The sequence below is a fragment of the Streptomyces sp. NRRL S-1022 genome, assembly GCF_000720135.1.
Lineage (GTDB): Bacteria > Actinomycetota > Actinomycetes > Streptomycetales > Streptomycetaceae > Streptomyces.
This window is the reverse complement of sequence record NZ_JOIU01000009.1, coordinates 256,757-277,343: the sequence shown is the minus strand read 5'-3', so window position 1 is coordinate 277,343 and position 20,587 is coordinate 256,757. Positions and strand designations below refer to the sequence as shown.

Below are 20,587 nucleotides of genomic sequence, written 5' to 3'. Positions count from 1 at the left end.
ACCGCCTCGCTCACATCCGCGCACTGAGCGCCTTCTTCACGATGTCCTGCAGCTCCGCCTGGACCTGACCGCTGCTGACGACCTTGTAGAGCACGACCGCGAACGCGACGGCCGCGATGATCCCCATGGCGTACTCGGACGTCACCATTCCGGCGTCCTGGCGGCAAGCCCCGCGCAACCGGACCGCTGCATTCCTGATCTTCCTGAACTTCCCGAACTCCGCGATCTTCCTGAACATGTCGACCCCCGTGAGGTTCTGATCCGTTGCCGTCTGGGCGTTTACCTGATGTCCGTCTGCCGACCCGCTCCCGTCCCCTCACCCCCCTCCCCTCACCCCGTCCGCCAGTCCGATCACGACCGGCAGCACCCCGACCGCGATGAACGCGGGCAGGAAGCACAGGCCGACCGGCGCGGAGATCAGTACGGCCGCCCGGCGTGCCCGGGCCGTCGCCGTGCGGGCCCACTCCGCGCGCGCGTCCGACGCGAGGCGGGAGACCGGGCCGACCGCGGGCATCCCGGACTCGTCGGCCCGCTCCAGCAGCCGGGCCAGCGCATCCGCGCCGGGCAGCGCCGCCAAGCTCCGCCAGGCGCGGGCCGGTTCACCGCCGAGCCGGACCTCCGCCGCGCCGCGTGCCAGCGCCTGGCCGACAGGGCCGCCGAGCGCCTCACCCACCGCCTGGGCGGCGATCACCGGAGCGGCACCGGCCGCGATGCAGGCGGCCAGCAGGTCGGCGGCGAGGGGGAGTTGACGCGCGGCCCCGGCGGTGTCGATCACCTCCTGCTCCCCCGCGGAGGCCTGCCGGGCCCGCCACCGCCACAGCGCCGCCCCCACGCCCAGCCCGAGCAGGCATCCGGTGACCCCGCCGACCAGCACCCACGCACCGCCCGCCGCTCCCACCGCCGGCAGCCACCGCCGTACGGCACCGGGGATCACGAACGGCGCTCCGGCCGTCGGCACATCGAGCCCCAGCAGCTCGGCCACCCGGCGCCGCGCCCGATGCCGACGCCGCGCCAGCTCCAGCCGCCAGGCAGCCCATCCGAGGGCCGTCACGACGGCCACCGCCATCCCCAGCCTGTGGACAACGTCCCCGCTCACACCGCCCGCCCCCTCTCCGCCGTCCCGGCCTCCGGACTGCTCACCGCGTCACCCACCGACTGCCTCCCTCCGCCTCCACCTGCCGTCTCGCACACCGCCGGCCTCATACCGCCCGCCCTTCCATCGCCCACACCCGCACCCACATCCGCACCGGGCGCCACCTCCCACGTCCCTGCCTCACACCGCCTCCGCAGCCCGCACGATCCACACCGCCCACCACATCCCGGCCACCTCGAACAGCACCCCGGCCGTCAGGCAGCCGAAGCCGGCCCCGCTGTGCAGCAGAATCCGCAGGGGATCAGCGCCCATGGCCGAACCGAGCAGCAGGCCGAGGGCGGGCAGCGCGGCGAGCAGCAGCACGGTGGCGCGGGCGCCCGACAACTGGGCTTGCAGATCGGCACGCTGGTCGCGTTCGGCACGCAGGGCCCCGTCCAGCCGGTCCAGGCCGGCCGCCAGCCCGGCGCCCTGGTCCACGGCCACCCGCCAGCACGCGGCGAGTCCGAGCAGGCCTTCCGCGCCCGGCTGCCGCGCCGCCGCTGCGAGCGCGCCGGCCACGTCCCCGCCGAACCGTGCCGCCGCCACCACGGCCGCGTGTGTGTCGCCGAGCCCGCCGGAGTCCCGCGCGGCCCGCAGCAGCGCCTCCCCCGGCTGCCGTCCCGCCCGCACCTCGCCGGCGAGCGCCCCGCACAGGGAGATCACCGCGTCGGCCCGCCGCTCCCGGGTCCGCCGGGCCTGCCGGGCCAGCCGCATCCGGCGGAGCACCGGCACCCCGGCCGCCCCCGCGACGGCCGGAATCAGCGAGGCACCCAGCAGGGCGAGCACGAGCCCGGCGACGAACGCCCACCACTCGGCTCCCCACCGGCCGCACCGGCGCCGCAGTTCCGCGAGGGTCTCCTCCCAGACAGGCGGTCCCGTCACCACCGCGCCGCCGCCGGCCAGCAGCAGCCGTGCCCGCCGCAGCCCGTGGTGCCGCCCGCCCAGCAGCCAGGCCAACGCACCGCAGCAGACCAGCGCGGCCCCCATGGACGCTTCACCGACCATTCCGGTCACCTCTCCCCGCTCCTCGAACCTCATCCGTCGTCGTCCCGAACCCGACGGTCACTCCGGCAGCCGCGCCCGCGGCCTCGCGAAGGCGCTCCCGAACTCGGCCGGCACCCCCAGCAGTTGTCGCAGCCGCTCCCACCCTCGCTCCCGCACGAACGCCCGCTCGCCCCAGCGCAGGGCCGGTACCGTCCGCACCAGCCCGGTGCCGTCCCGCTCCAGCACGTGCACCTCGGCGATCCGGCGCCGCCCGGACCGGTCCCGTACGAGGTGCACCACGACCGAGAGGGCGGCCGCCAACTGGCTGTGGAGCGCTGCCCGGTCCAGTCCGGCGGCCGTGGCCAGCGCCTCCAGGCGGGCCGGCACGTCCGCGGCGGCGTTGGCGTGAACCGTGCAGCAGCCGCCCTCGTGGCCGGTGTTGAGGGCCGCGAGCAGGTGCACGACCTCGGGTCCGCGCACCTCGCCGACGACCAGCCGGTCCGGCCGCATCCGCAGCGCCTGCCGCACCAGGTCCTCCAGGCTGACCAGGCCGGCGCCTTCCTGGTTGGCGGGCCGGGTCTCCAGCCGGACGACGTGCGGGTGGTCCGGCCTCAGCTCGGCCGAGTCCTCGGCGAGCACGATGCGCTCACCCGGTCCGACGAGCCCGAGCAGGGCGCTCAGCAGGGTCGTCTTGCCGCATCCGGTCCCGCCGCTGACCAGGAAGGACAGTCGCGCCTCGACCAGCGCGCGCAGGATCCGGTCGCCGCCGGGCGGCACCGTGCCGGCCGCGACGAGCTCCTCGACGGTGAAGGCCCGGGGCCGCACCACCCGCAGGGCCAGGCAGGTGCAGCCGACGGCCACCGGGGGCAGCACCGCGTGGAGCCGGGTCCCGTCGGGCAGCCGGGCGTCCGCCCAGGGCCGGGCGTCGTCCAGCCGGCGTCCGGCCACGGCGGCCAGCCGCTGCGCGAGACGTCGTACGGCCGCCGCGTCGGGGAAGGCCACCGCCGTCAGCTCCAGGCCGCCGCCGCGGTCCACCCACACCCGGTCGGGGGCGGAGACCAGGACGTCGGTGACGTCCGGATCGGCGAGCAGCGGCTCCAGGGGGCCGCTGCCGACGAGTTCGGAGCGCAGGTGTTCGGCCGCGCCGAGCACCTCCGCGTCGCCGAGGACGCGGCCCTGTTCGCGCAGGGCCTGGGCCACGCGCGCGGGGGTGGGTTCGGCGCCGCTCTCGGCGAGCCAGCGGCGGACGCCGTCGAGCAGGGCCGCGCCGTCGCTCCGGTCGAGTCCCGGCACGGTCATCGGGTGCCTCCCGCCTCGACCAGGGCGCGCTCCCAGAAGTGCGCGCAGAAACGGGCGAGCGGTCCGCGTCCGGTCGCGCCCGGTGGTTTGGCGCCGCCCTGCGGGCGCAGCAGCGCCGGTTCGACGGGCACCTCACCGGCCAGCGGCAGGGCGAGCAGCCGGGCCACCTCGTGGTCGTCGAGGCCGGGTGCGTACGGCCCGCGGACCGCCACCCGCAGATCGCGCACGACCATGCCGACGGCGGAGGCGACGCGGCCGGCCGCCGCGACCGCCCGCAGCTCGGCCGGGACGACGAGCAGGGCGAGGTCGAGCTGGGCGAGGGCTTCGGCGACCCCGTCGTCGAGTCGGCGGGGCAGGTCGACCACGACCGTGCCGCCGCGCCGCCGCGCGGCGGCCAGCACCGCGCGGACCGCGGGCGGCGGTACGGCGACGCAGTCGCCACGGTCCCAGCTGAGCACGCGCAGGGAGTGCAGTTCGGGCAGCGACTCCTCCAGGGCGCCGCCGCCGACCCGGCCGCGGGAGGCGGCGAAGGCGGGCCAGCGCAGTCCTTCGGCGCTCTCGCCGCCGAGGAGTACGTCGAGTCCGCCGCCGAGCGGATCGGCGTCCACCAGGAGTGTGCGCAGTCCCTCGCGCGCGGAGGTGACGGCGAGGGCGCACGCGAGCGTGGACGCGCCGGCCCCGCCCCGGCCGCCGATCACCCCGACGGTGAGGGCCGGACGGCCGATGCCCTCGGCGACGTCCGCGATGCGGTCGACCAGCCATGGCTCGCCGTCGGGAAGCATCAGGACGTGGTCGGCGCCGATCTGGACGGCTCGTTTCCACACCCCCGAGTCGTCCTGATCGCGGCCCACCAGCACCACACCGGGCCGGCGCGCGGCCCCGCGCACCCGGCGGGCGGCGTCGTCACCGACGAGCACGAGCGGCGCGGTCGCCCAACGGTCGTCGGATTCCGGTACGCCGTGATGTACCTCGGGTGTGGCGCCCGCCGCCGCGCACAGGCGCAGCAGATCGTCCAGGAGAGCGGCGTCCTCGGTGAGGATGAGCGGCCGTCCGGGCCTGCTTGCGGAGCCGGGCGGCGGATCGTGTGCGACGGTTCCGGTCACGGGTGTTCCCCCTTCGCTGCGCGGGCCGCGCGATCGCTGCGACCGCGCGTTTCCCAAAGGTGTGAAGAACCGGCAAGCGGCCTCCATATGAACGGCCGACAGAAACCGGCCATACGCCCTCCGGCAATCGGAACCGGCCATGAACTCGCCGCGGCCGGAGTGCGCTGGAATCACGGTGCAGCGATCCGCGAAATGATGTGGATCTTGCTCGAAAACTGTGGACAGGCCGGAGCCTGTGAATATCTCCGTCACCCATACCGGTGACCCCTGTGCTGATCCGTGTGCGACTTCCGGAGAGGAGTCTGACGATTACCCTGAGTGAGCAATCATGGGCATGGCAAAGGAGCGGCCAAGGCGGCGAGAAGCCGGCCGTACAGCCGCGCGGAGAGAGGGGAGGAGCGGTAAAACGCATCCGGACATGCGACGACCCCCGCCGGGGGGGAGAGCGGGGGTCGTCCCCACGGCCGACTCGGGGGGGGAGGAGTCGGGCCGGGTTAGCACGGTCGCGAACGATCCGTGACTTCCATGGTGTACCCGAGAGCCCTCTCAGGCAAACCCACGCGCCCCACCTTACGCCGAATGGTGGGCGCCTATGCTCAGGGGCGTGGAAAACCACTCCTTGCCCCGCGCAGCCGCCTTCTTTGACCTGGACAAGACGGTCATTGCGAAGTCCAGCACGCTCACCTTCAGCAAGTCCTTCTACCAAGGCGGGCTGATCAACCGCAGGGCCGCGCTGCGTACCGCATATGCCCAGTTCGTCTTCCTCGCCGGCGGCCTGGACCACGACCAGATGGAGCGCATGCGCGAGTATCTCTCCGCACTGTGCCGCGGCTGGAACGTCCAGCAGGTCCGGGAGATCGTCGCCGAGACCCTGCACGATCTGATCGACCCGATCATCTACGACGAGGCCGCCTCACTCATCGAGGAGCATCACGCGGCCGGCCGGGACGTGGTGATCGTGTCCACCTCGGGCGCCGAGGTGGTCGAGCCGATCGGCGAGCTGCTGGGAGCGGACCGGGTGGTCGCCACCCGCATGGTGGTCGGCGAGGACGGCTGCTTCACCGGCGAGGTGGAGTACTACGCCTACGGCCCGACCAAGGCCGAGGCCATCAGGGAGCTGGCCGGCTCCGAGGGCTACGACCTCGACCGCTGCTACGCCTACAGCGACTCGGCGACCGACCTGCCGATGCTCAGGACGGTCGGGCACCCGCACGCCGTGAACCCGGATCGCGCGCTGCGCCGCGAGGCACTCTCGCGCGGGTGGCCGGTTCTGGAGTTCCGCCGTCCGGTCCCGCTCAAGAAACGGCTGCCCGGGTTCTCCGTCCCGCCCCGCCCCGCACTGGTCGCGGCGGCGGCCATAGGCGCGGCGGCGGCGACCGCAGGCCTCGTCTGGTACTCCAGCCGGCGACGCGGCACCGCCTGAACGAGCGCCCGTTTCACCCTGTTTGAAGGTGAAAGTAAAGAAGTGGCGGCTGGGGTTCCGCTTCCTCCCGACTCGCGGTACAAAGAGGTTAGGCCCGCGAGACCAAGGGACATCCGCGAGGATCACCTACCACTACGCACTGGCCCCACGGACCCCGCATGAACACCAGGCACCCACGCGACGTCGACCCGTCGATTACGGGCCAGCCGCACCAGGTGACGGGCAAAGCTCCCCGACCTGATGGGCGCATATCGAGGACGCTTGGTAACCCGGTGAGCATGCCAGCGGCGGTACGAGAACTCGTACCGCCGCAACCCTTTTCCGGGAGACCCGCGGCAGTCCTCTCCGGGCGTCCCGCCCAGCCCATTTCCGGGACCGGAGTCCCGCAGCGCCCTCAGGCCGCGCCGCGCTGCAGCGCCTCGCACACCGCGGTCGATTCGCGCACGCCCAGCTCGACGGCCCGGCCGCAGTGGGCGATCCAGGCCGCCACACCCTCGGGGGTGCCGGAGACGTACCCGTCCAGAGCGGCCAGGTAGGAGGCGCGGCCCAGCTCGGCGTGGCCGACCTCGGCCGGGCAGACCGCCTTCGGGTCGAGGCCGCTGCCGATCAGCACGATCCGCTCGGCCGCGCGCGCGACCAGACCGTTGTGGGACGTGAAGGGGCGCAGGGCGAGCAGTTCGCCGTGGACCACGGCGGCGGTCACCAGCGCGGGAGCGGAGGTGCCCGCGATGATCAGGTCCGCCAGCCCCTCCAGCCGGCCCGAGACCTCCTCGGCGCCCGGCAGCGGCAGCTCGATCAGCGGCTCGTCCACCGGTTCGCCGGCCTGGCGCGGCCTGCCGACCTGGTCGTCCCCGCTCGCCGCGGCCACCAGGTGCAGCCGGGCCAGCACCCGCAGGGGTGACTGGCGCCAGATGGACAGCAGCTGCCCCGCCTCCGCGGTGAGCCGCAGGGCCGCCCCCATGACGCGGGCCTCGGGATCGACACTGAAGTCGGTACGCCGGCGCACCTCCTCCAGGGCCCAGTCCGCGCCGGAGAGCGCCGCCGAGCCGCGGGCGCCGCGCAGGGCCGCCTCGGAGGTGATCTCGTTGCTGCGGCGCCGCATGACCCGGTGCCCGTAGACCCGGTCCACGGCCTTGCGCACGGATTCCACGGACTCGGCCACACCGGGCAGCGAGCCCAGGGCCGCGAGCGGGTCGGCGGTCGCGCCTGTCGTACTCATGAGTACGACATTACGCACCCCACCGGCCGACCCCACGAATGAGTGGTCTTCTTCACTTCCCCGTGACACTTACAGCTATCGACCGACTACTCTTGGTGAACATGAAAATTGCTTTCGTCGGGAAGGGCGGCAGCGGCAAGACCACGCTCTCCTCCCTTTTCGTCCGCCACCTCGTGGCCACGGGCGCCCCCGTGGTCGCCATCGACGCGGACATCAACCAGCACCTCGGTCCCGCGCTCGGGCTCGACGAGCGGGAGGCGGCCGCACTGCCCGCCATGGGCGAACAGCTGCCGCTGATCAAGGACTACCTGCGCGGCCACAACCCGCGCATCGCCTCGGCCGCGACGATGATCAAGACGACCCCGCCCGGCGAGGGGTCCCGGCTGGTCCGGGTGAGCGAGCCCAACCCGGTCTACGACGCCTGTGCGCGGCCGGTGGAACTCGACGGCGGCGCCGTCCGTTTGATGGCTACAGGCCCCTTCACGGACGCCGACCTGGGGGTCGCCTGCTACCACTCGAAGACGGGAGCGGTGGAGCTGTTCCTGAACCACCTCGTCGACGGCCCCGACGAGTACGTCGTGGTCGACATGACGGCCGGCTCGGACTCCTTCGCCTCCGGCATGTTCACCCGCTTCGACATGACGTTCCTCGTCGCCGAACCGACCCGGAAGGGGGTCTCCGTCTACCGCCAGTACAAGGAGTACGCCCGCGACTTCGGTGTCGCCCTGAAGGTCGTCGGCAACAAGATCCAGGAGCCGGACGACATCGACTTCCTGCGCGCGGAGGTCGGCGACGACCTGCTGGTGACGCTCGGGCGCTCGGACTGGGTACGTGCCATGGAGAAGGGCCGGCCACCCCGGTTCGACCTCCTGGAGGAGCCCAACGCCCGCGCCTTGGAGACACTCAGGGCCACCGTCGACGCCACCTACGAGCGGCGCGACTGGGAGCGCTACACCCGCCAGATGGTGCACTTCCACCTGAAGAACGCCGAGTCCTGGGGCAACGAGCGCACCGGGGCCGACCTGGCGGCGCAGGTCGACCCCCACTTCGTGCTCGGCGAGAGTGTGGCGACGTCGGTCTGACGTCTACAGTCTGTCCGCCGGCGCCCCGGGCACGCCCTTGGGCGCCGGAGCCGGGCGGCCGGAAAGGAAGGACGCCCAGCCCTGCCGGGGCGCCTCGCCCACGTTCAGGGTGCGCAGCTTCGCCAGAGTCTGCGGGTCCTGGGCGTCCAGCCAGTCGGCCAGCTGGTGGAAGGAGACGCAGCGCACCTCGGGCTTGGTGCACACCTCCTTCACCACGTCTTCGACGGCGCGCATGTAGGTGCCGCCGTTCCAGGACTCGAAGTGGTTGCCGATGATGAGGGGCGCGCGGTTGCCGTCGTAGGCCCGGTAGAAGCCCTTGAGGAGGCCGTCGCGCATCTGGTCGCCCCAGTAGTCGAACTTGTCGGGGTCGCCCTGGGTCTGGGTGCCGGACTGGTTGACCATGAAGTTGTAGTCCATGGTCAGCTGCTCGTAGGTGTGGCCCGGGAAGGGCACCAGCTGCATGGACAGGTCCCACAGGCCCTGCTTCTTCTTGGGCCAGACCTGGTTGTTCACTCCGCTGGAGTCGTAGCGGAAGCCCAGCCGGCGGGCGGCCTTCATGAAGTTCTTCTGCCCTTCCAGGCAGGGGGTGCGGGCGCCGATCAGCTCCCTGTCGTAGTCGAAGGGGAGCGGGGCCGCCTGCTTCATGCCGCTGTTGGTCCGCCAGGACTTCACGAACTTCTTGGCCTGGGCGATCTCGCTCTCCCACTCCTCCACCGACCAGGTGCCGACCCCGCCGTCGGGCCCGCAGAAATGGCCGTTGAAGTGGGTGCCGATCTCGTTGCCCTCCTGCCAGGCCAGCCGTACCTGCTCCAGGGTGTCGGCGATGCCCTGCTCGTCATTGAAGCCGATGTCGGAGCTGCCCGGCGCGTGCTGGGGCGGCTTGTACAGCTCGCGCTTCTCCTTCGGCAGCAGGTACACGCCGCTCAGGAAGTAGGTCATCGTCGCGTTGTTCTCCTTGGAGACCTCGCGGAAGTGCGAGAACAGCTTCTGGCTGTCCTCGCCCGCGCCGTCCCACGAGAACACGACGAACTGCGGGGGCTTCTGACCGGGGCTCAGGCGCTCGGCCCGGGGCAGATGCGGTTGGGATCCGGTGTAGGCGGTCGATCCGTCGCCGATCGGCCGCAGGACGCTGCCCGGCGCCGGCGCCCCCTGCTCCGGGCCGGGCGCCCCTTCCTTCGTGCCGCTGGAGTCGGTCGCGCAACCGGCGAACGACGCCGCACAGGCCGCGGCGACCATGGCGCCGACGGCGATCCTCTGGGTGGCGGCCATCTTCCGCCCACCTTCTTCCTTCTCTCAGGCACACGCTGACGAGGGCCGTTTTCTGCGGGTCTGCCGGGCTTGCGCCGGCAGCGCCGCAAAGGTCGCACGTGACCGAGGAGGAATTAGTACGACAAGCCGATGAACTGCTTACTTCACTCCAGTAGGCGATCATCTACCCCGTTTGCCCCTAAAAGCTATGCTCTGGCTTTACGTGCCATTACGGTTCTTTTACCGAGCGTTGAACCATCCCGCCGCTGCACGCCGTGACCCACGGCCGCGACCGAGCCCGCCCATCGCCGCGGGTCCCACCCAATCCGCGACCGCGCCGCCCCGGAGGAGACGGGAACATGCCAGCCTGCGCACCCCCTCACACCCAGCAACCCCACCCGCCGCACAGCCCCGCACCCGCACCCGCACCCCGCCGCTTCCGCGTGGCGGGCGCCGACCTGTCCGCGGCCGTCGCGGTGTTCCTGATCGCCCTGCCCCTGTCTCTCGGCATCGCCCTGGCCACCGGCGCCCCGCTCCAGGCCGGCCTGGTCGCCGCCGCGGTCGGCGGGATCGTCGCCGGCCGGCTGGGGGGCTGCCCGCTGCAGGTCAGCGGCCCCGCCGCCGGACTCACCGTGGTCACCGCCGATCTGATCCACCGTTACGGCTGGCGGGTGACCTGCGGCATCACCGTCCTCGCCGGTCTGGCCCAGCTCGGCCTCGGCTGCCTGCGGGTGGCGCGCGGCGCTCTCGCGGTCAGCCCGGCCGTGGTCCACGGCATGCTCGCCGGCATCGGCCTCACCATCGCCGTGGCCCAGCTGCACATCGTCCTGGGCGGCAGCCCGGACAGCTCCGTCCTCGCCAACCTGCGCCAGCTGCCCGCCCAGTTGGTCCGCCTGGACCCGGCCGCCGTGTCCATGAGCACCCTGACCCTGGCCCTGCTCATGGCCTGGCCGCGCCTGCCCGGCCGGGCGGGGCGGCTGCTGCGCCGGGTGCCGGCCGCCCTCGTCGCCGTCACCGGCGCCTCCCTTACCGCCGCCTTCGCCGGCCTGACCCTGCCCCGGGTGGAGCTGCCGTCCTGGCACAGTCACGCCCTGGCCGGACTGCCCGAGGGCCCGGCGCTCGGCATCGCGGCCGCCGTGCTCACCACCACCCTGGTGTGCAGCGTGCAGTCGCTGCTCGGCGCGGTGGCCGTGGACAAGCTGGTCGCCGCCCGGCCCGGCCCGCAGTCCCACGTCGGCCGCTCCGACCTGGACCGCGAGCTGCTCGGCCAGGGTGCCGCCAACATCGTCTCCGGGGCCCTCGGCGGACTGCCGATCGCGGGCGTGGCCGTACGCAGTACCGCGAATGTGAAATCCGGTGCGGTCAGCCGGAACTCCACGATGCTGCACGGCGTTCTCGTAGTAGTCGCCGCGCTGCTGATGGTCCCGGTCCTGGAGGAGATCCCGCTCGCCTCCCTCGCCGCCCTGGTGATGGCCGTCGGCATCCAGATGGTGTCCCTGCACCACATCCGCACGGTGACACGCCACCGCGAAGTGCCGGTCTACGCCGCGACCACCCTCGGCGTGGTGGCCCTCGGCGTCCTGCAGGGCGTGCTCCTCGGGATCGCCGTGGCGGTCGCCCTGGCCCTGCACCGCCTCGCCCGCACCCGCATCACCCACGAGGAGAAGGAAGGAGTCCATCACGTACAGATCCGAGGTCAGCTGACCTTCCTCGCGGTGCCCCGGCTCAGCCGGACCCTGCATCTCGTACCCCAAGGCGCCCACGCCGTCGTGGAGTTGGACGGTTCGTTCATGGACCACGCGGCGTACGAGTCACTGCAGGACTGGCGCAGCTCCCACTCCGCGCGGGGCGGCACGGCCGACCTGGCGGGCCGGCGTGGCGGGATCCGGACCGCCGAGCGGGCCCCGGCAACCGAGTGCCGGTGCCGCCCCTGGACCCCCTGGCGCAACCACCAGTCCTGCTTCGCCGCGGCCCCCGCCGCGGCGGCCGGGCAGGAGGCCGGCCGGGAACTGGCCCGTGGGATCAGCTCGTTCCAGCGGAACACCGCCCCGCTGGTGCGGGAGGAGCTGGCGCGGCTCGCCCGGGAGGGCCAGCGGCCGTCCCAGCTCTTCCTGACCTGCGCCGACTCCCGCCTCGTCACGTCGATGATCACGGCCAGTGGTCCCGGCGACCTGTTCGTCGTCCGCAACGTCGGCAACCTGGTGCCGCCGCCGGGCGAGAAGCACGGCGACGACTCGGTGGCCGCCGCCATCGAGTACGCGGTGGAGGTACTCGGGGTGCGCTCCATCACGGTGTGCGGCCACTCGGGGTGCGGGGCGATGCAGGCGCTGCTGACCAGCGGGACCGGCCGGTCGGACAGCTCGCTGGGCAGGTGGCTGCGGCACGGGCTGCCGAGCCTGGCGCGGACGGCCGGCGACCTCGGCGACCGGCCCCGGCTGGCCGGCCGGGCCCCCGCGGACGCGGTGGAACGGCTGTGCCTGGCCAACGTGGTCCAGCAGCTGGCGCACCTGCGCGCGCACGCGACGGTCGCCCGGGCGCTGGCCAGGGGGGAGCTGGAGCTGCACGGCATGTATTTCCACGTGGGCGAGGCACAGGCGTACCTGCTCGCACGAACGGATGGAGCAACGGTGTTCGAGGATGTCCCGGAAGGCGTCGGCGGAGGTGAGGAGGCACACGGAAGGTCCGGGACCATCAGTCCCGGACAGGTCTAAACCAATTTTGCCGTCGACCCTTGTCATCGGCCCCCCGCGTCTGATGAGCTGTGGCCTGGGACACAACGGACACCCTTGGAAAGGGAGATGTCGTGAGCAACGAGAGCCTGGCCAACCTGCTCAAGGAAGAACGCAGGTTCGCGCCGCCCGCCGACCTGGCGGCGCACGCCAACGTCACCGCGGAGGCGTACGAACAGGCCAAGGCTGACAGGCTCGGCTTCTGGGCCGAGCAGGCCCGCCGGCTGACCTGGGCCAAGGAACCGACCGAGACGCTGGACTGGTCGAACCCGCCGTTCGCGAAGTGGTTCAAGGACGGCGAGCTGAACGTCGCGTACAACTGCGTGGACCGGCACGTGGAGGCCGGACACGGGGACCGCGTCGCCATCCACTTCGAGGGCGAGCCCGGGGACAGCCGCGCGATCACCTACGCCGAGCTGAAGGACGAGGTCTCCCGGGCCGCCAACGCCCTGCTGGAGCTGGGCGTGCGCAAGGGCGACCGGGTCGCCATCTACATGCCGATGATCCCGGAGACCGCGATCGCGATGCTGGCCTCGGCCCGGATCGGCGCCGCCCACTCGGTCGTCTTCGGCGGCTTCTCGGCGGACGCGCTGGCGACCCGGATCAAGGACGCGGACGCCAAGGTCGTCATCACCGCCGACGGCGGCTACCGGCGCGGCAAGCCGTCCGCACTCAAGCCGGCCGTGGACGAGGCGATCGGCAAGGTCGACAACGTCGAGCACGTGCTGGTGGTGCGCCGTACCGGCCAGGAGGTCGCCTGGGACGGCGAGCGGGACCTGTGGTGGCACGAGGTGGTGGGCCGGCAGTCCGCCGAGCACACCCCGGAGGCGTTCGAAGCGGAGCACCCGCTGTTCATCCTCTACACCTCGGGCACGACGGGGAAGCCGAAGGGCATCCTGCACACCTCCGGCGGCTACCTCACCCAGGCGGCCTACACCCACTGGGCGGTCTTCGACCTCAAGCCGGAGACGGACGTGTACTGGTGCACGGCCGACGTCGGCTGGGTGACCGGGCACTCCTACATCGTGTACGGCCCGCTGGCCAACGGCGCGACGCAGGTGATGTACGAGGGCACGCCGGACACCCCGCACCAGGGCCGGTTCTGGGAGATCATCCAGAAGTACAAGGTCACTATCCTCTACACCGCGCCGACGGCGATCCGGACGTTCATGAAGTGGGGCGACGACATCCCCGCCAAGTTCGACCTGTCCTCCCTGCGCGTCCTCGGTTCGGTGGGCGAGCCCATCAACCCCGAGGCGTGGATCTGGTACCGCAAGCACATCGGTGCCGACACCACGCCGGTCGTGGACACCTGGTGGCAGACCGAGACCGGCGCCATGATGATCTCGCCGCTGCCCGGCGTCACCGAGGCCAAGCCGGGGTCCGCGCAGCGCCCGCTGCCCGGCATCAGCGCCACCGTCGTCGACGACGAGGCGAACGAGGTGCCGAACGGCGGCGGCGGTTACCTGGTGCTGACCGAGCCGTGGCCGTCGATGCTGCGCACCATCTGGGGCGACGACCAGCGGTTCATCGACACCTACTGGTCCCGTTTCGAGGGCACCTACTTCGCCGGGGACGGGGCGAAGAAGGACGACGACGGCGACATCTGGCTGCTGGGCCGGGTGGACGACGTGATGCTCGTCTCCGGGCACAACATCTCCACCACCGAGGTGGAGTCCGCGCTCGTCTCGCACCCGTCGGTCGCCGAGGCCGCCGTCGTGGGCGCCGCGGACGAGACCACCGGCCAGGCCATCGTCGCGTTCGTGATCCTGCGCGGCACGGCCTCGGAGACCGAGGCGCTCCTCGGCGAGCTGCGCGACCACGTCGGCGCCACGCTCGGCCCGATCGCCAAGCCCAAGCGGGTCCTGCCGGTGGCGGAGCTGCCGAAGACCCGCTCGGGCAAGATCATGCGCCGGCTGCTGCGGGACGTCGCCGAGAACCGCCAGCTCGGTGACGTGACCACGCTGACGGACTCCACGGTCATGGACCTCATCCAGACCAAGCTGCCCGCGGCGCCCAGCGAGGACTGAACGGCACTCCGAGGGGCACCCGGCCGGCGAACGTGCCGGGTGGCCCCCGGGCGTCTACGGTGAAGATCACCGGACCCGGCGCGCGGCACTTTAGGTAATCTAAGCAAAGTGCCGTTCGACGCGGCACGCCAGGTGCGCCGGGAAGTCTGGTCGGCATGTGAATTCCGCCTGCCCCCGGAGGTCTCCCGTGACCGCGCCCCGCACCAGCCCCCGCAAGGCCCTCGGCCGTCTGTCGCTGCCCGAGCGGACCTTCGTCACGGACGCGCTGCGCACCGAGACCGTCGGCGGTGTCCTGCTCCTCCTCGCCGCCGTGGCCGCGCTGCTCTGGGCGAACATCCCCGGCCTGCGCGACAGCTACGAGACGGTCAGCCACTTCCACCTCGGCCCCGGCGCGCTCGGCCTCCACCTCTCGGTCGCCCACTGGGCCGCCGACGGCCTGCTCGCCGTGTTCTTCTTCGTCGCCGGCATCGAGCTGAAGCGCGAGCTGGTCGCCGGGGACCTGCGCGACCCCAAGGCGGCCGTGCTGCCCGTGGTGGCCGCGCTGTGCGGGATGGCCGTACCGGCGCTGGTCTACACCCTCACCACCCTCGCCGGGGGCGGCTCCGCACAGGGCTGGGCCGTGCCCACCGCCACCGACATCGCCTTCGCGCTCGCCGTCCTCGCGGTCATCGGCACCTCCCTGCCCAGCGCCCTGCGCGCCTTCCTGCTCACCCTCGCGGTGGTCGACGACCTCTTCGCGATTCTGATCATCGCCGTGTTCTTCACCGACCGGCTGAACTTCGCCGCGCTCGGCGGGGCCGCCGCCGGCCTCGCCGTCTTCTGGCTGCTGCTGCGCAAGGGCGTACGCGGCTGGTACGTGTACGTACCGCTCGGGGTCGTCGTCTGGGCGCTGATGTACAACAGCGGCGTGCACGCCACCATCGCCGGCGTGGCGATGGGCCTGATGCTGCGCTGCACCACCCGGGAAGGTGAGGAGCACGCGCCGGGCGAGCACATCGAGCATCTGGTGCGGCCCCTGTCGGCCGGGCTCGCCGTACCGCTGTTCGCGCTCTTCAGCGCCGGTGTGTCGATATCCGGCGGGGCCCTCGCGGACGTGTTCACCAGACCCGAGACGCTCGGCGTCGTCCTGGGCCTGGTCGTGGGCAAGACCGCCGGCATCTTCGGCGGCACCTGGCTGACCGCCCGCTTCACCCGGGCGGAGCTGAGCGAGGACCTGCGGTGGGCCGACCTGTTCGCGGTGGCGTCCCTCGCCGGCATCGGGTTCACGGTCTCCCTGCTCATCGGCGAGCTGGCCTTCGCCGGCGACGCCGTACTGACCGACGAGGTGAAGGCGGCCGTCCTCACCGGCTCGCTGATCGCGGTGGTGTGCGCCACCGTGCTGCTGAAGCTGCGCAACGCCGAGTACCGCAGGCTGTGCGAGGCCGAGGAGCGCGACGAGGACCTCGACGGCATCCCCGACGTGTACGAGCAGGACGATCCGGCGTACCACCTGCGCATGGCCGAGATCCACGAGCGCAAGGCCGCCGAACACCGGCGGCTGGCGGCCGAGCGGACGGCCGAGGCGCGCCACGGTCTTGCGGAAGTGCCGGGCGGGGCAGGCGATGGGGACGACCGTCCGGCATGATCTGACGAGACGGTACAAACCAAGACGGTACGCAAGACGATGACGAGAGACCTCAGAGGGAGATCGCGATGAGCGCACCCGACGGCAGCCCGGTCGGCGCCGAACGCAGCATCGGCCAGCTGTTCGCCTCGGCGACGACCGAATTGTCGGCGCTGGTGCACGACGAGATCGCACTGGCCAAGGCCCAGCTCAAGCAGGACGTGAAGCGCGGCGCGGTGAGCGGCGGGGCGTTCTCCGTCGCCGGCGCGGTGCTGGTGTTCTCCCTGCCGATGCTCAACTTCGCGCTGGCGTACGGCATCAGGACCTGGAGCGGCTGGAACCTGGCCGTCTGCTTCCTGCTGTCCTTCGCGGCCAACGTGCTCGTCGCCGGATTCCTCGCGCTGCTCGGCGTGACGTTCGCGAAGAAGGCCAAGAAGGGCCGGGGCCCGCAGAAGGTGGCCGCCTCGATGAAGCAGTCCGCGGGCGTGCTGCAGAACGCCAAGCCGCATCCGCGGCGCCCGGAGCTGACCGGGGAGCAGACTCCCGCGGCCATCGAGGCTGTGGCACGCTCGTCGTCATGACGGAACCCGCCGCCCCCTCGGCCGTACGGATCGAAGGCCCCTGGATCCACAGGGACGTCGCCGCGAACGGCGCGCGTTTCCACATCGCCGAACTCGGCGACGGTCCCCTGGTGCTGCTCCTGCACGGCTTCCCGCAGTTCTGGTGGACGTGGCGGCACCAGCTGACCGCGCTCGCCGACGCGGGCTACCGGGCGGTGGCGATGGACCTGCGGGGTGTCGGCGGCAGCGACCGCACACCCCGCGGGTACGACCCCGCCAACCTCGCGCTGGACGTCACCGGTGTCATCCGCTCGCTCGGCGAACCGGACGCCGCCCTGGTCGGTCACGACCTCGGCGGCTATCTGGCGTGGACGGCGGCGGTCATGCGGCCCAAGCTGGTCCGGCGCCTGGCCGTGGTCTCCATGCCCCATCCGCGGCGCTGGCGCGCGGCGATGCTGCGCGACGCCCGGCAGACGGCCGCCAACTCCTACGTCTGGGGGTTCCAGCGGCCGTGGCTCCCCGAGCGCCAACTGACCGCGGACGGCGGCGCGCTGGTGGGCCGGCTGATCCGGGACTGGTCCGGGCCGCGGCTGCCGGAGGACGCGGCGGTGGAGACGTACCAGCGGGCGATGTGCATCCCCTCCACCGCGCACTGCGCGATCGAGCCGTACCGCTGGCTGGTGCGCTCCCTGGGCCGCCCGGACGGCGTGCAGTTCTACCGCCGGATGAAGCGGCCCGTGCGGGTGCCGACGCTGCATCTGCACGGCTCGCTGGACCCGGTGACGCGCACGCGCAGCGCGGCCGGTTCGGGCGAGTACGTCGAAGCGCCCTACCGCTGGCGGCTGTTCGACGGCCTCGGCCACTTCCCGCACGAGGAGGACCCGGCGGCGTTCTCCACCGAACTGGTCAACTGGCTGAAGGATCCCGAGCCCGACCGGTGACGGTACGGTGCGCGGAGTACCCGGTTCCTGAACACTCGTCCCCCGAACGGCCACATGCCCGCCGCATAGGCCAATTGGGGGCCGCGCGGGCGGTTATCGACCTTGGGGCGGGGGCACACGTCCGGGTATGGGCTGGACGCACGACTACAGTGACGCACCCCGCAACCGCCGCTCGGCCACGGGCCTGAGCACGCCTCAGCGAGGCACCCCGCAACTCGCGGAAGCGGACCCCCGGGTGGGGATCCCGCGCATCCTGCGCCGCCGGGCCCGCTGGGTCTCGGTGCGCCTGCGCCACACGCGGGACTGAGCGCCACCGTCCTCACAGGGCGCAGCTGTCCGTACCCACCTGCTCGTTCGCCGTACGCCCCCGCCGCACGTCGGGCTGGATCTCGTCCGCCGTCAGGGCGTAACCGGTGTCCGCGTCGTCGAGGGACTTGGCGAACACCACGCCGTACACCTTGCCGTCCGGTGTGAGCAGGGGGCCGCCGGAGTTGCCCTGGCGGACGGTGGCGTACAGCGAGTAGACGTCGCGGCGGACCGTGCCGCGGTGGTAGATGTCCGGGCCGTTGGCCGTGATGCGCCCGCGCACGCGCGCGGCACGCACGTCGTACGAGCCGTTCTCGGGGAAGCCCGCGACGATCGCGCCGGCACCACCGGACGCGTCCCGGTCGGTGAACCGCAACGCCTTCGCCCTCAGGTCCGGTACGTCGAGTACCGCGATGTCGCGCTTCCAGTCGTACAGCACGACCTTCGCGTCGTACTTGCGGCCCTCGCCGCCGATCTGCACCCGCGGCGCGTCCACACCGCCGACGACGTGCGCGTTGGTCATGACGCGGCGGTCGGCGAAGACGAAGCCGCTGCCCTCCAGGACCTTGCCGCAGCTCTGCGCGGTGCCGGTGACCTTGACGATGGACCGCTGGGCGTGGAAGGCCACCGGGCTGCCGGCGAGGGCCGGGTCGGGCGGCTCCACGTCCTTGATCGGCTCGTTGGCGAACGGGCTGAAGACCTGCGGGAAGCCGTTCTGCGCGAGGACGGCGGAGAAGTCGGCGAACCAGGTGTCGGCCTGCGCGGGCAGCGCCCGGGACACGCCGAGGAGCACCTTGGAGCCCCGGACCTCCTTGCCGAGCGTGGGCAGGGTCGTGCCGGCCAGGGCGGAGCCGATCAGCCAGGCGACCAGGAGCATGGCCACGACGTTGACCAGCGCGCCCCCGGTGGCGTCCAGGGCGCGGGCCGGGGACCAGGTGATGTACCGGCGCAGTTTGTTGCCGAGGTGGGTGGTCAGGGCCTGGCCGATGGAGGCGCAGACGATGACCACGACGACGGCCACGACGGCGGCGGTGGTGCCGACCTCCGCCTGGCCGGTCACGGCGTCCCAGACGACGGGCAGCGTGTACACGGCGACGAGGCCGCCGCCCAGGAACCCGATCACCGACAGGATGCCGACGACGAAGCCCTGGCGGTACCCCACCACCGCGAACCACACGGCCGCGACCAGCAACAGGATGTCCAGCACGTTCACGTACGACACCCTGTCATGCGTGCCAGTCGAGCGGGACCTGCTTCCCGTGGTCCCAGGGCCGCTCCCAGCCCGCGTAGTGCAGCAGCCGGTCGATCACCCCTGCCGTGAAACCCCACACCAGGGCCGATTCGACCAAGAATGCCGGACCGCTGTGGCCTCTGGGGTGGACGGCGGTGGCGCGGTTGGCGGGGTCCGTGAGATCCGCCACGGGCACGGTGAAGACCCGCGCCGTCTCGTTCGGGTCGACCACGCCGACCGGGCTGGGCTTGCGCCACCAGCCGAGCACGGGCGTGACGACGAAGCCGCTGACCGGGATGTACAGCCTCGGCAGCACGCCGATGAGCTGCACGCCGGACGGGTCGAGCCCGGTCTCCTCCTCCGCCTCGCGCAGCGCGGCCCGCAGCGGTCCCTCGCGCTGCGGATCGCCGTCCTCCGGATCCAGCGCGCCGCCCGGGAAGGACGGCTGGCCGGCGTGCGAACGCAGCGAGCCGGCGCGCTCCATGAGCAGCAGCTCCGGGCCGCGCTCGCCCTCGCCGAACAGGATCAGCACGGCAGACTGCCGTCCCGAGCCGTTCTCCGGCGGCAGGAAGCTGCTCAGCTGGAGCGGCTGGATCGTGTCGGCGGCGCGCACGACGGGCTCCAGCCAGTCCGGCAGCCCTTCCCTGCTGAACGTCACCGAACCGCCCTGTGTCTCACTTGCCCTCATCGCCACCCCCGCCGCTCTGCCCTCTCCAACGCCCGGGACCCCCGGGATCGTTCCGTCACGCGGCGCCCAGTGGCGGCGCCGGCCTGCCGCCCGCGTCGAGGTAGGCCTGCGGGGGCTTGAGCCGCTGGCCGGGGAAGCCGCCCTTCTCGTACTTGAGCAGCTTGGCGGCCTTCTCCGGGTCGGTCTCGCCCTCGCCGTAGGCCGGGCAGAGCGGGGCGATGGGGCAGGCGCCGCAGGCGGGCTTGCGGGCGTGGCAGATGCGGCGGCCGTGCCAGATCACGTGGTGGGACAGGTCGGTCCAGTCGCTCTTCGGGAAGAGCGCGCCGACCGCGGCCTCGATCTTGTCGGGGTCGGTCTCGTCGGTCCACCGCCAGCGCCGGACCAGCCGCTGGAAGTGGGTGTCCACGGTGATCCCGGGCCGGCCGAAGGCGTTGCCGAGGACGACGAAGGCGGTCTTGCGGCCGACACCGGGCAGCGTGACCAGGTCCTCCAGCTTTCCGGGCACCTCGCCGCCGAAGTTCTCCACGAGCGCCTTGGAGAGCCCTATGACCGACTTGGTCTTGGCCCGGAAGAAGCCGCAGGGCCGCAGGATCTCCTCGACCTCCTCCGGGACGGCCGCGGCGAGGTCCTCGGGGGTCGGGTACCTGGCGAAGAGCGCCGGCGTGGTCTGGTTGACGCGCAGGTCGGTGGTCTGGGCCGACAGCACGGTGGCGACCACCAGCTGGAAGGGGTTCTCGAAGTCCAGCTCGGGGTGGGCGTACGGGTACACCTCGGCCAGCTCGCGGTTGATGCGGCGGGCGCGGCGGACCAGCGCGGTGGGGGACTCGCCGGACGGTGGCCGGACGGCCGTCTTCCTGACGGGCGCGGCCTTCTTGGCGGGCTTTTCGACGGCGGCGGCCTTCTTCACGGCGGCGGGTACCTTTTTGGCTGATTTGCCTTTTTTATTACTTCCTCCGGGGCTCTGTTCGCCCACAGCGGAATCATGACGTGCAACCACCCGCCCAGCCCC

General features: G+C 72.4%; 18 protein-coding genes. 8 read left to right on the top strand and 10 right to left on the bottom strand.

Annotation, left to right across the window (positions count from 1 at the left end; genetic code table 11):
- Positions 1–10: 10 nt before the first annotated feature.
- The 5 genes from IG05_RS0114450 to ssd all read right to left on the bottom strand — a co-directional run bounded on the left by IG05_RS0114450 (position 11) and on the right by ssd (position 4,518).
- Positions 11–238 carry a DUF4244 domain-containing protein gene (locus IG05_RS0114450; protein WP_030342615.1) on the bottom strand — a complete coding sequence of 76 codons (228 nt, stop codon included), beginning with the start codon at positions 236–238 and terminating at the stop codon, positions 11–13.
- A 78-nt stretch (positions 239–316) separates the two neighbouring features.
- The gene (locus IG05_RS0114445; RefSeq protein WP_030342614.1) at positions 317–1,096 is read right to left on the bottom strand and encodes a type II secretion system F family protein; all 780 of its coding nucleotides are present in this window, start codon (positions 1,094–1,096) and stop codon (positions 317–319) included.
- Positions 1,097–1,273: 177 nt separating this feature from the next.
- Positions 1,274–2,137 (bottom strand): type II secretion system F family protein, encoded by an 864-nt coding sequence (locus tag IG05_RS0114440; RefSeq protein WP_030342612.1) that lies wholly within the window; start codon positions 2,135–2,137, stop codon positions 1,274–1,276.
- Positions 2,138–2,194: 57 nt separating this feature from the next.
- Complete coding sequence (locus tag IG05_RS0114435; protein ID WP_051789831.1) at positions 2,195–3,415, bottom strand: TadA family conjugal transfer-associated ATPase; 1,221 nt, start codon at positions 3,413–3,415, stop codon at positions 2,195–2,197.
- Positions 3,412–4,518, bottom strand: coding sequence for a septum site-determining protein Ssd (gene ssd, locus IG05_RS0114430; RefSeq protein WP_030342609.1), 1,107 nt, complete (start codon positions 4,516–4,518; stop codon positions 3,412–3,414). Before ssd ends, IG05_RS0114435 begins: the two co-directional genes overlap by 4 nt.
- Before the next feature lie 592 nt (positions 4,519–5,110).
- Between ssd and IG05_RS0114425 the strand changes: the two genes are divergently transcribed.
- Positions 5,111–5,941: an HAD family hydrolase gene (locus IG05_RS0114425; RefSeq protein WP_030342607.1), complete on the top strand. Its 831-nt coding sequence runs from the start codon at positions 5,111–5,113 to the stop codon at positions 5,939–5,941.
- Positions 5,942–6,335: 394 nt separating this feature from the next.
- Here IG05_RS0114425 and IG05_RS0114420 read toward each other — a convergent pair whose 3' ends face one another.
- A complete protein-coding gene (locus IG05_RS0114420; protein WP_030342605.1) occupies positions 6,336–7,160 on the bottom strand; it encodes a Fic family protein in 825 nt (274 codons plus the stop codon).
- Between the two features lie 101 nt (positions 7,161–7,261).
- Between IG05_RS0114420 and IG05_RS0114415 the strand changes: the two genes are divergently transcribed.
- Positions 7,262–8,242 carry an ATP-binding protein gene (locus IG05_RS0114415; protein ID WP_030342604.1) on the top strand — a complete coding sequence of 327 codons (981 nt, stop codon included), beginning with the start codon at positions 7,262–7,264 and terminating at the stop codon, positions 8,240–8,242.
- Positions 8,243–8,245: 3 nt separating this feature from the next.
- On the opposite strand, the gene IG05_RS0114410 is transcribed toward IG05_RS0114415, so the two are convergent.
- Complete coding sequence (locus tag IG05_RS0114410; RefSeq protein ID WP_030342602.1) at positions 8,246–9,511, bottom strand: hypothetical protein; 1,266 nt, start codon at positions 9,509–9,511, stop codon at positions 8,246–8,248.
- 338 nt (positions 9,512–9,849) lie between these two features.
- Here IG05_RS0114410 and IG05_RS0114405 point away from each other — a divergent pair, with 338 nt between their 5' ends.
- The 6 genes from IG05_RS0114405 (at position 9,850) to IG05_RS49205 (ending at position 17,660) form a co-directional block, all read left to right on the top strand.
- The gene (locus IG05_RS0114405) at positions 9,850–12,201 is read left to right on the top strand and encodes a SulP family inorganic anion transporter (RefSeq protein ID WP_051789828.1); all 2,352 of its coding nucleotides are present in this window, start codon (positions 9,850–9,852) and stop codon (positions 12,199–12,201) included.
- Positions 12,202–12,293: 92 nt separating this feature from the next.
- A complete protein-coding gene (gene acs, locus IG05_RS0114400; protein ID WP_030342599.1) occupies positions 12,294–14,249 on the top strand; it encodes an acetate--CoA ligase in 1,956 nt (651 codons plus the stop codon).
- 187 nt (positions 14,250–14,436) lie between these two features.
- Entirely contained in the window at positions 14,437–15,873 is a 1,437-nt protein-coding gene (nhaA, locus tag IG05_RS0114395) for a Na+/H+ antiporter NhaA (protein ID WP_030342597.1), read from the top strand.
- Positions 15,874–15,941: 68 nt separating this feature from the next.
- Entirely contained in the window at positions 15,942–16,433 is a 492-nt protein-coding gene (locus IG05_RS0114390; RefSeq protein ID WP_030342595.1) for a phage holin family protein, read from the top strand.
- Positions 16,430–17,353, top strand: coding sequence for an alpha/beta fold hydrolase (locus IG05_RS0114385; protein WP_030342594.1), 924 nt, complete (start codon positions 16,430–16,432; stop codon positions 17,351–17,353). Before IG05_RS0114390 ends, IG05_RS0114385 begins: the two co-directional genes overlap by 4 nt.
- Positions 17,354–17,480: 127 nt before the next feature.
- Entirely contained in the window at positions 17,481–17,660 is a 180-nt protein-coding gene (locus IG05_RS49205) for a hypothetical protein (protein WP_078894142.1), read from the top strand.
- Between the two features lie 12 nt (positions 17,661–17,672).
- Here IG05_RS49205 and IG05_RS0114380 read toward each other — a convergent pair whose 3' ends face one another.
- From IG05_RS0114380 to nth, 3 genes are read right to left on the bottom strand one after another with little or no spacing between them, the layout of a single operon-like run.
- Complete coding sequence (locus IG05_RS0114380; protein WP_030342592.1) at positions 17,673–18,872, bottom strand: MarP family serine protease; 1,200 nt, start codon at positions 18,870–18,872, stop codon at positions 17,673–17,675.
- A gap of 13 nt (positions 18,873–18,885) precedes the next feature.
- Complete coding sequence (locus IG05_RS0114375) at positions 18,886–19,578, bottom strand: NUDIX hydrolase (RefSeq protein WP_078894140.1); 693 nt, start codon at positions 19,576–19,578, stop codon at positions 18,886–18,888.
- A 55-nt stretch (positions 19,579–19,633) separates the two neighbouring features.
- A complete protein-coding gene (nth, locus tag IG05_RS0114370; RefSeq protein WP_030342588.1) occupies positions 19,634–20,551 on the bottom strand; it encodes an endonuclease III in 918 nt (305 codons plus the stop codon).
- Between the last annotated feature and the right edge of the window lie 36 nt (positions 20,552–20,587).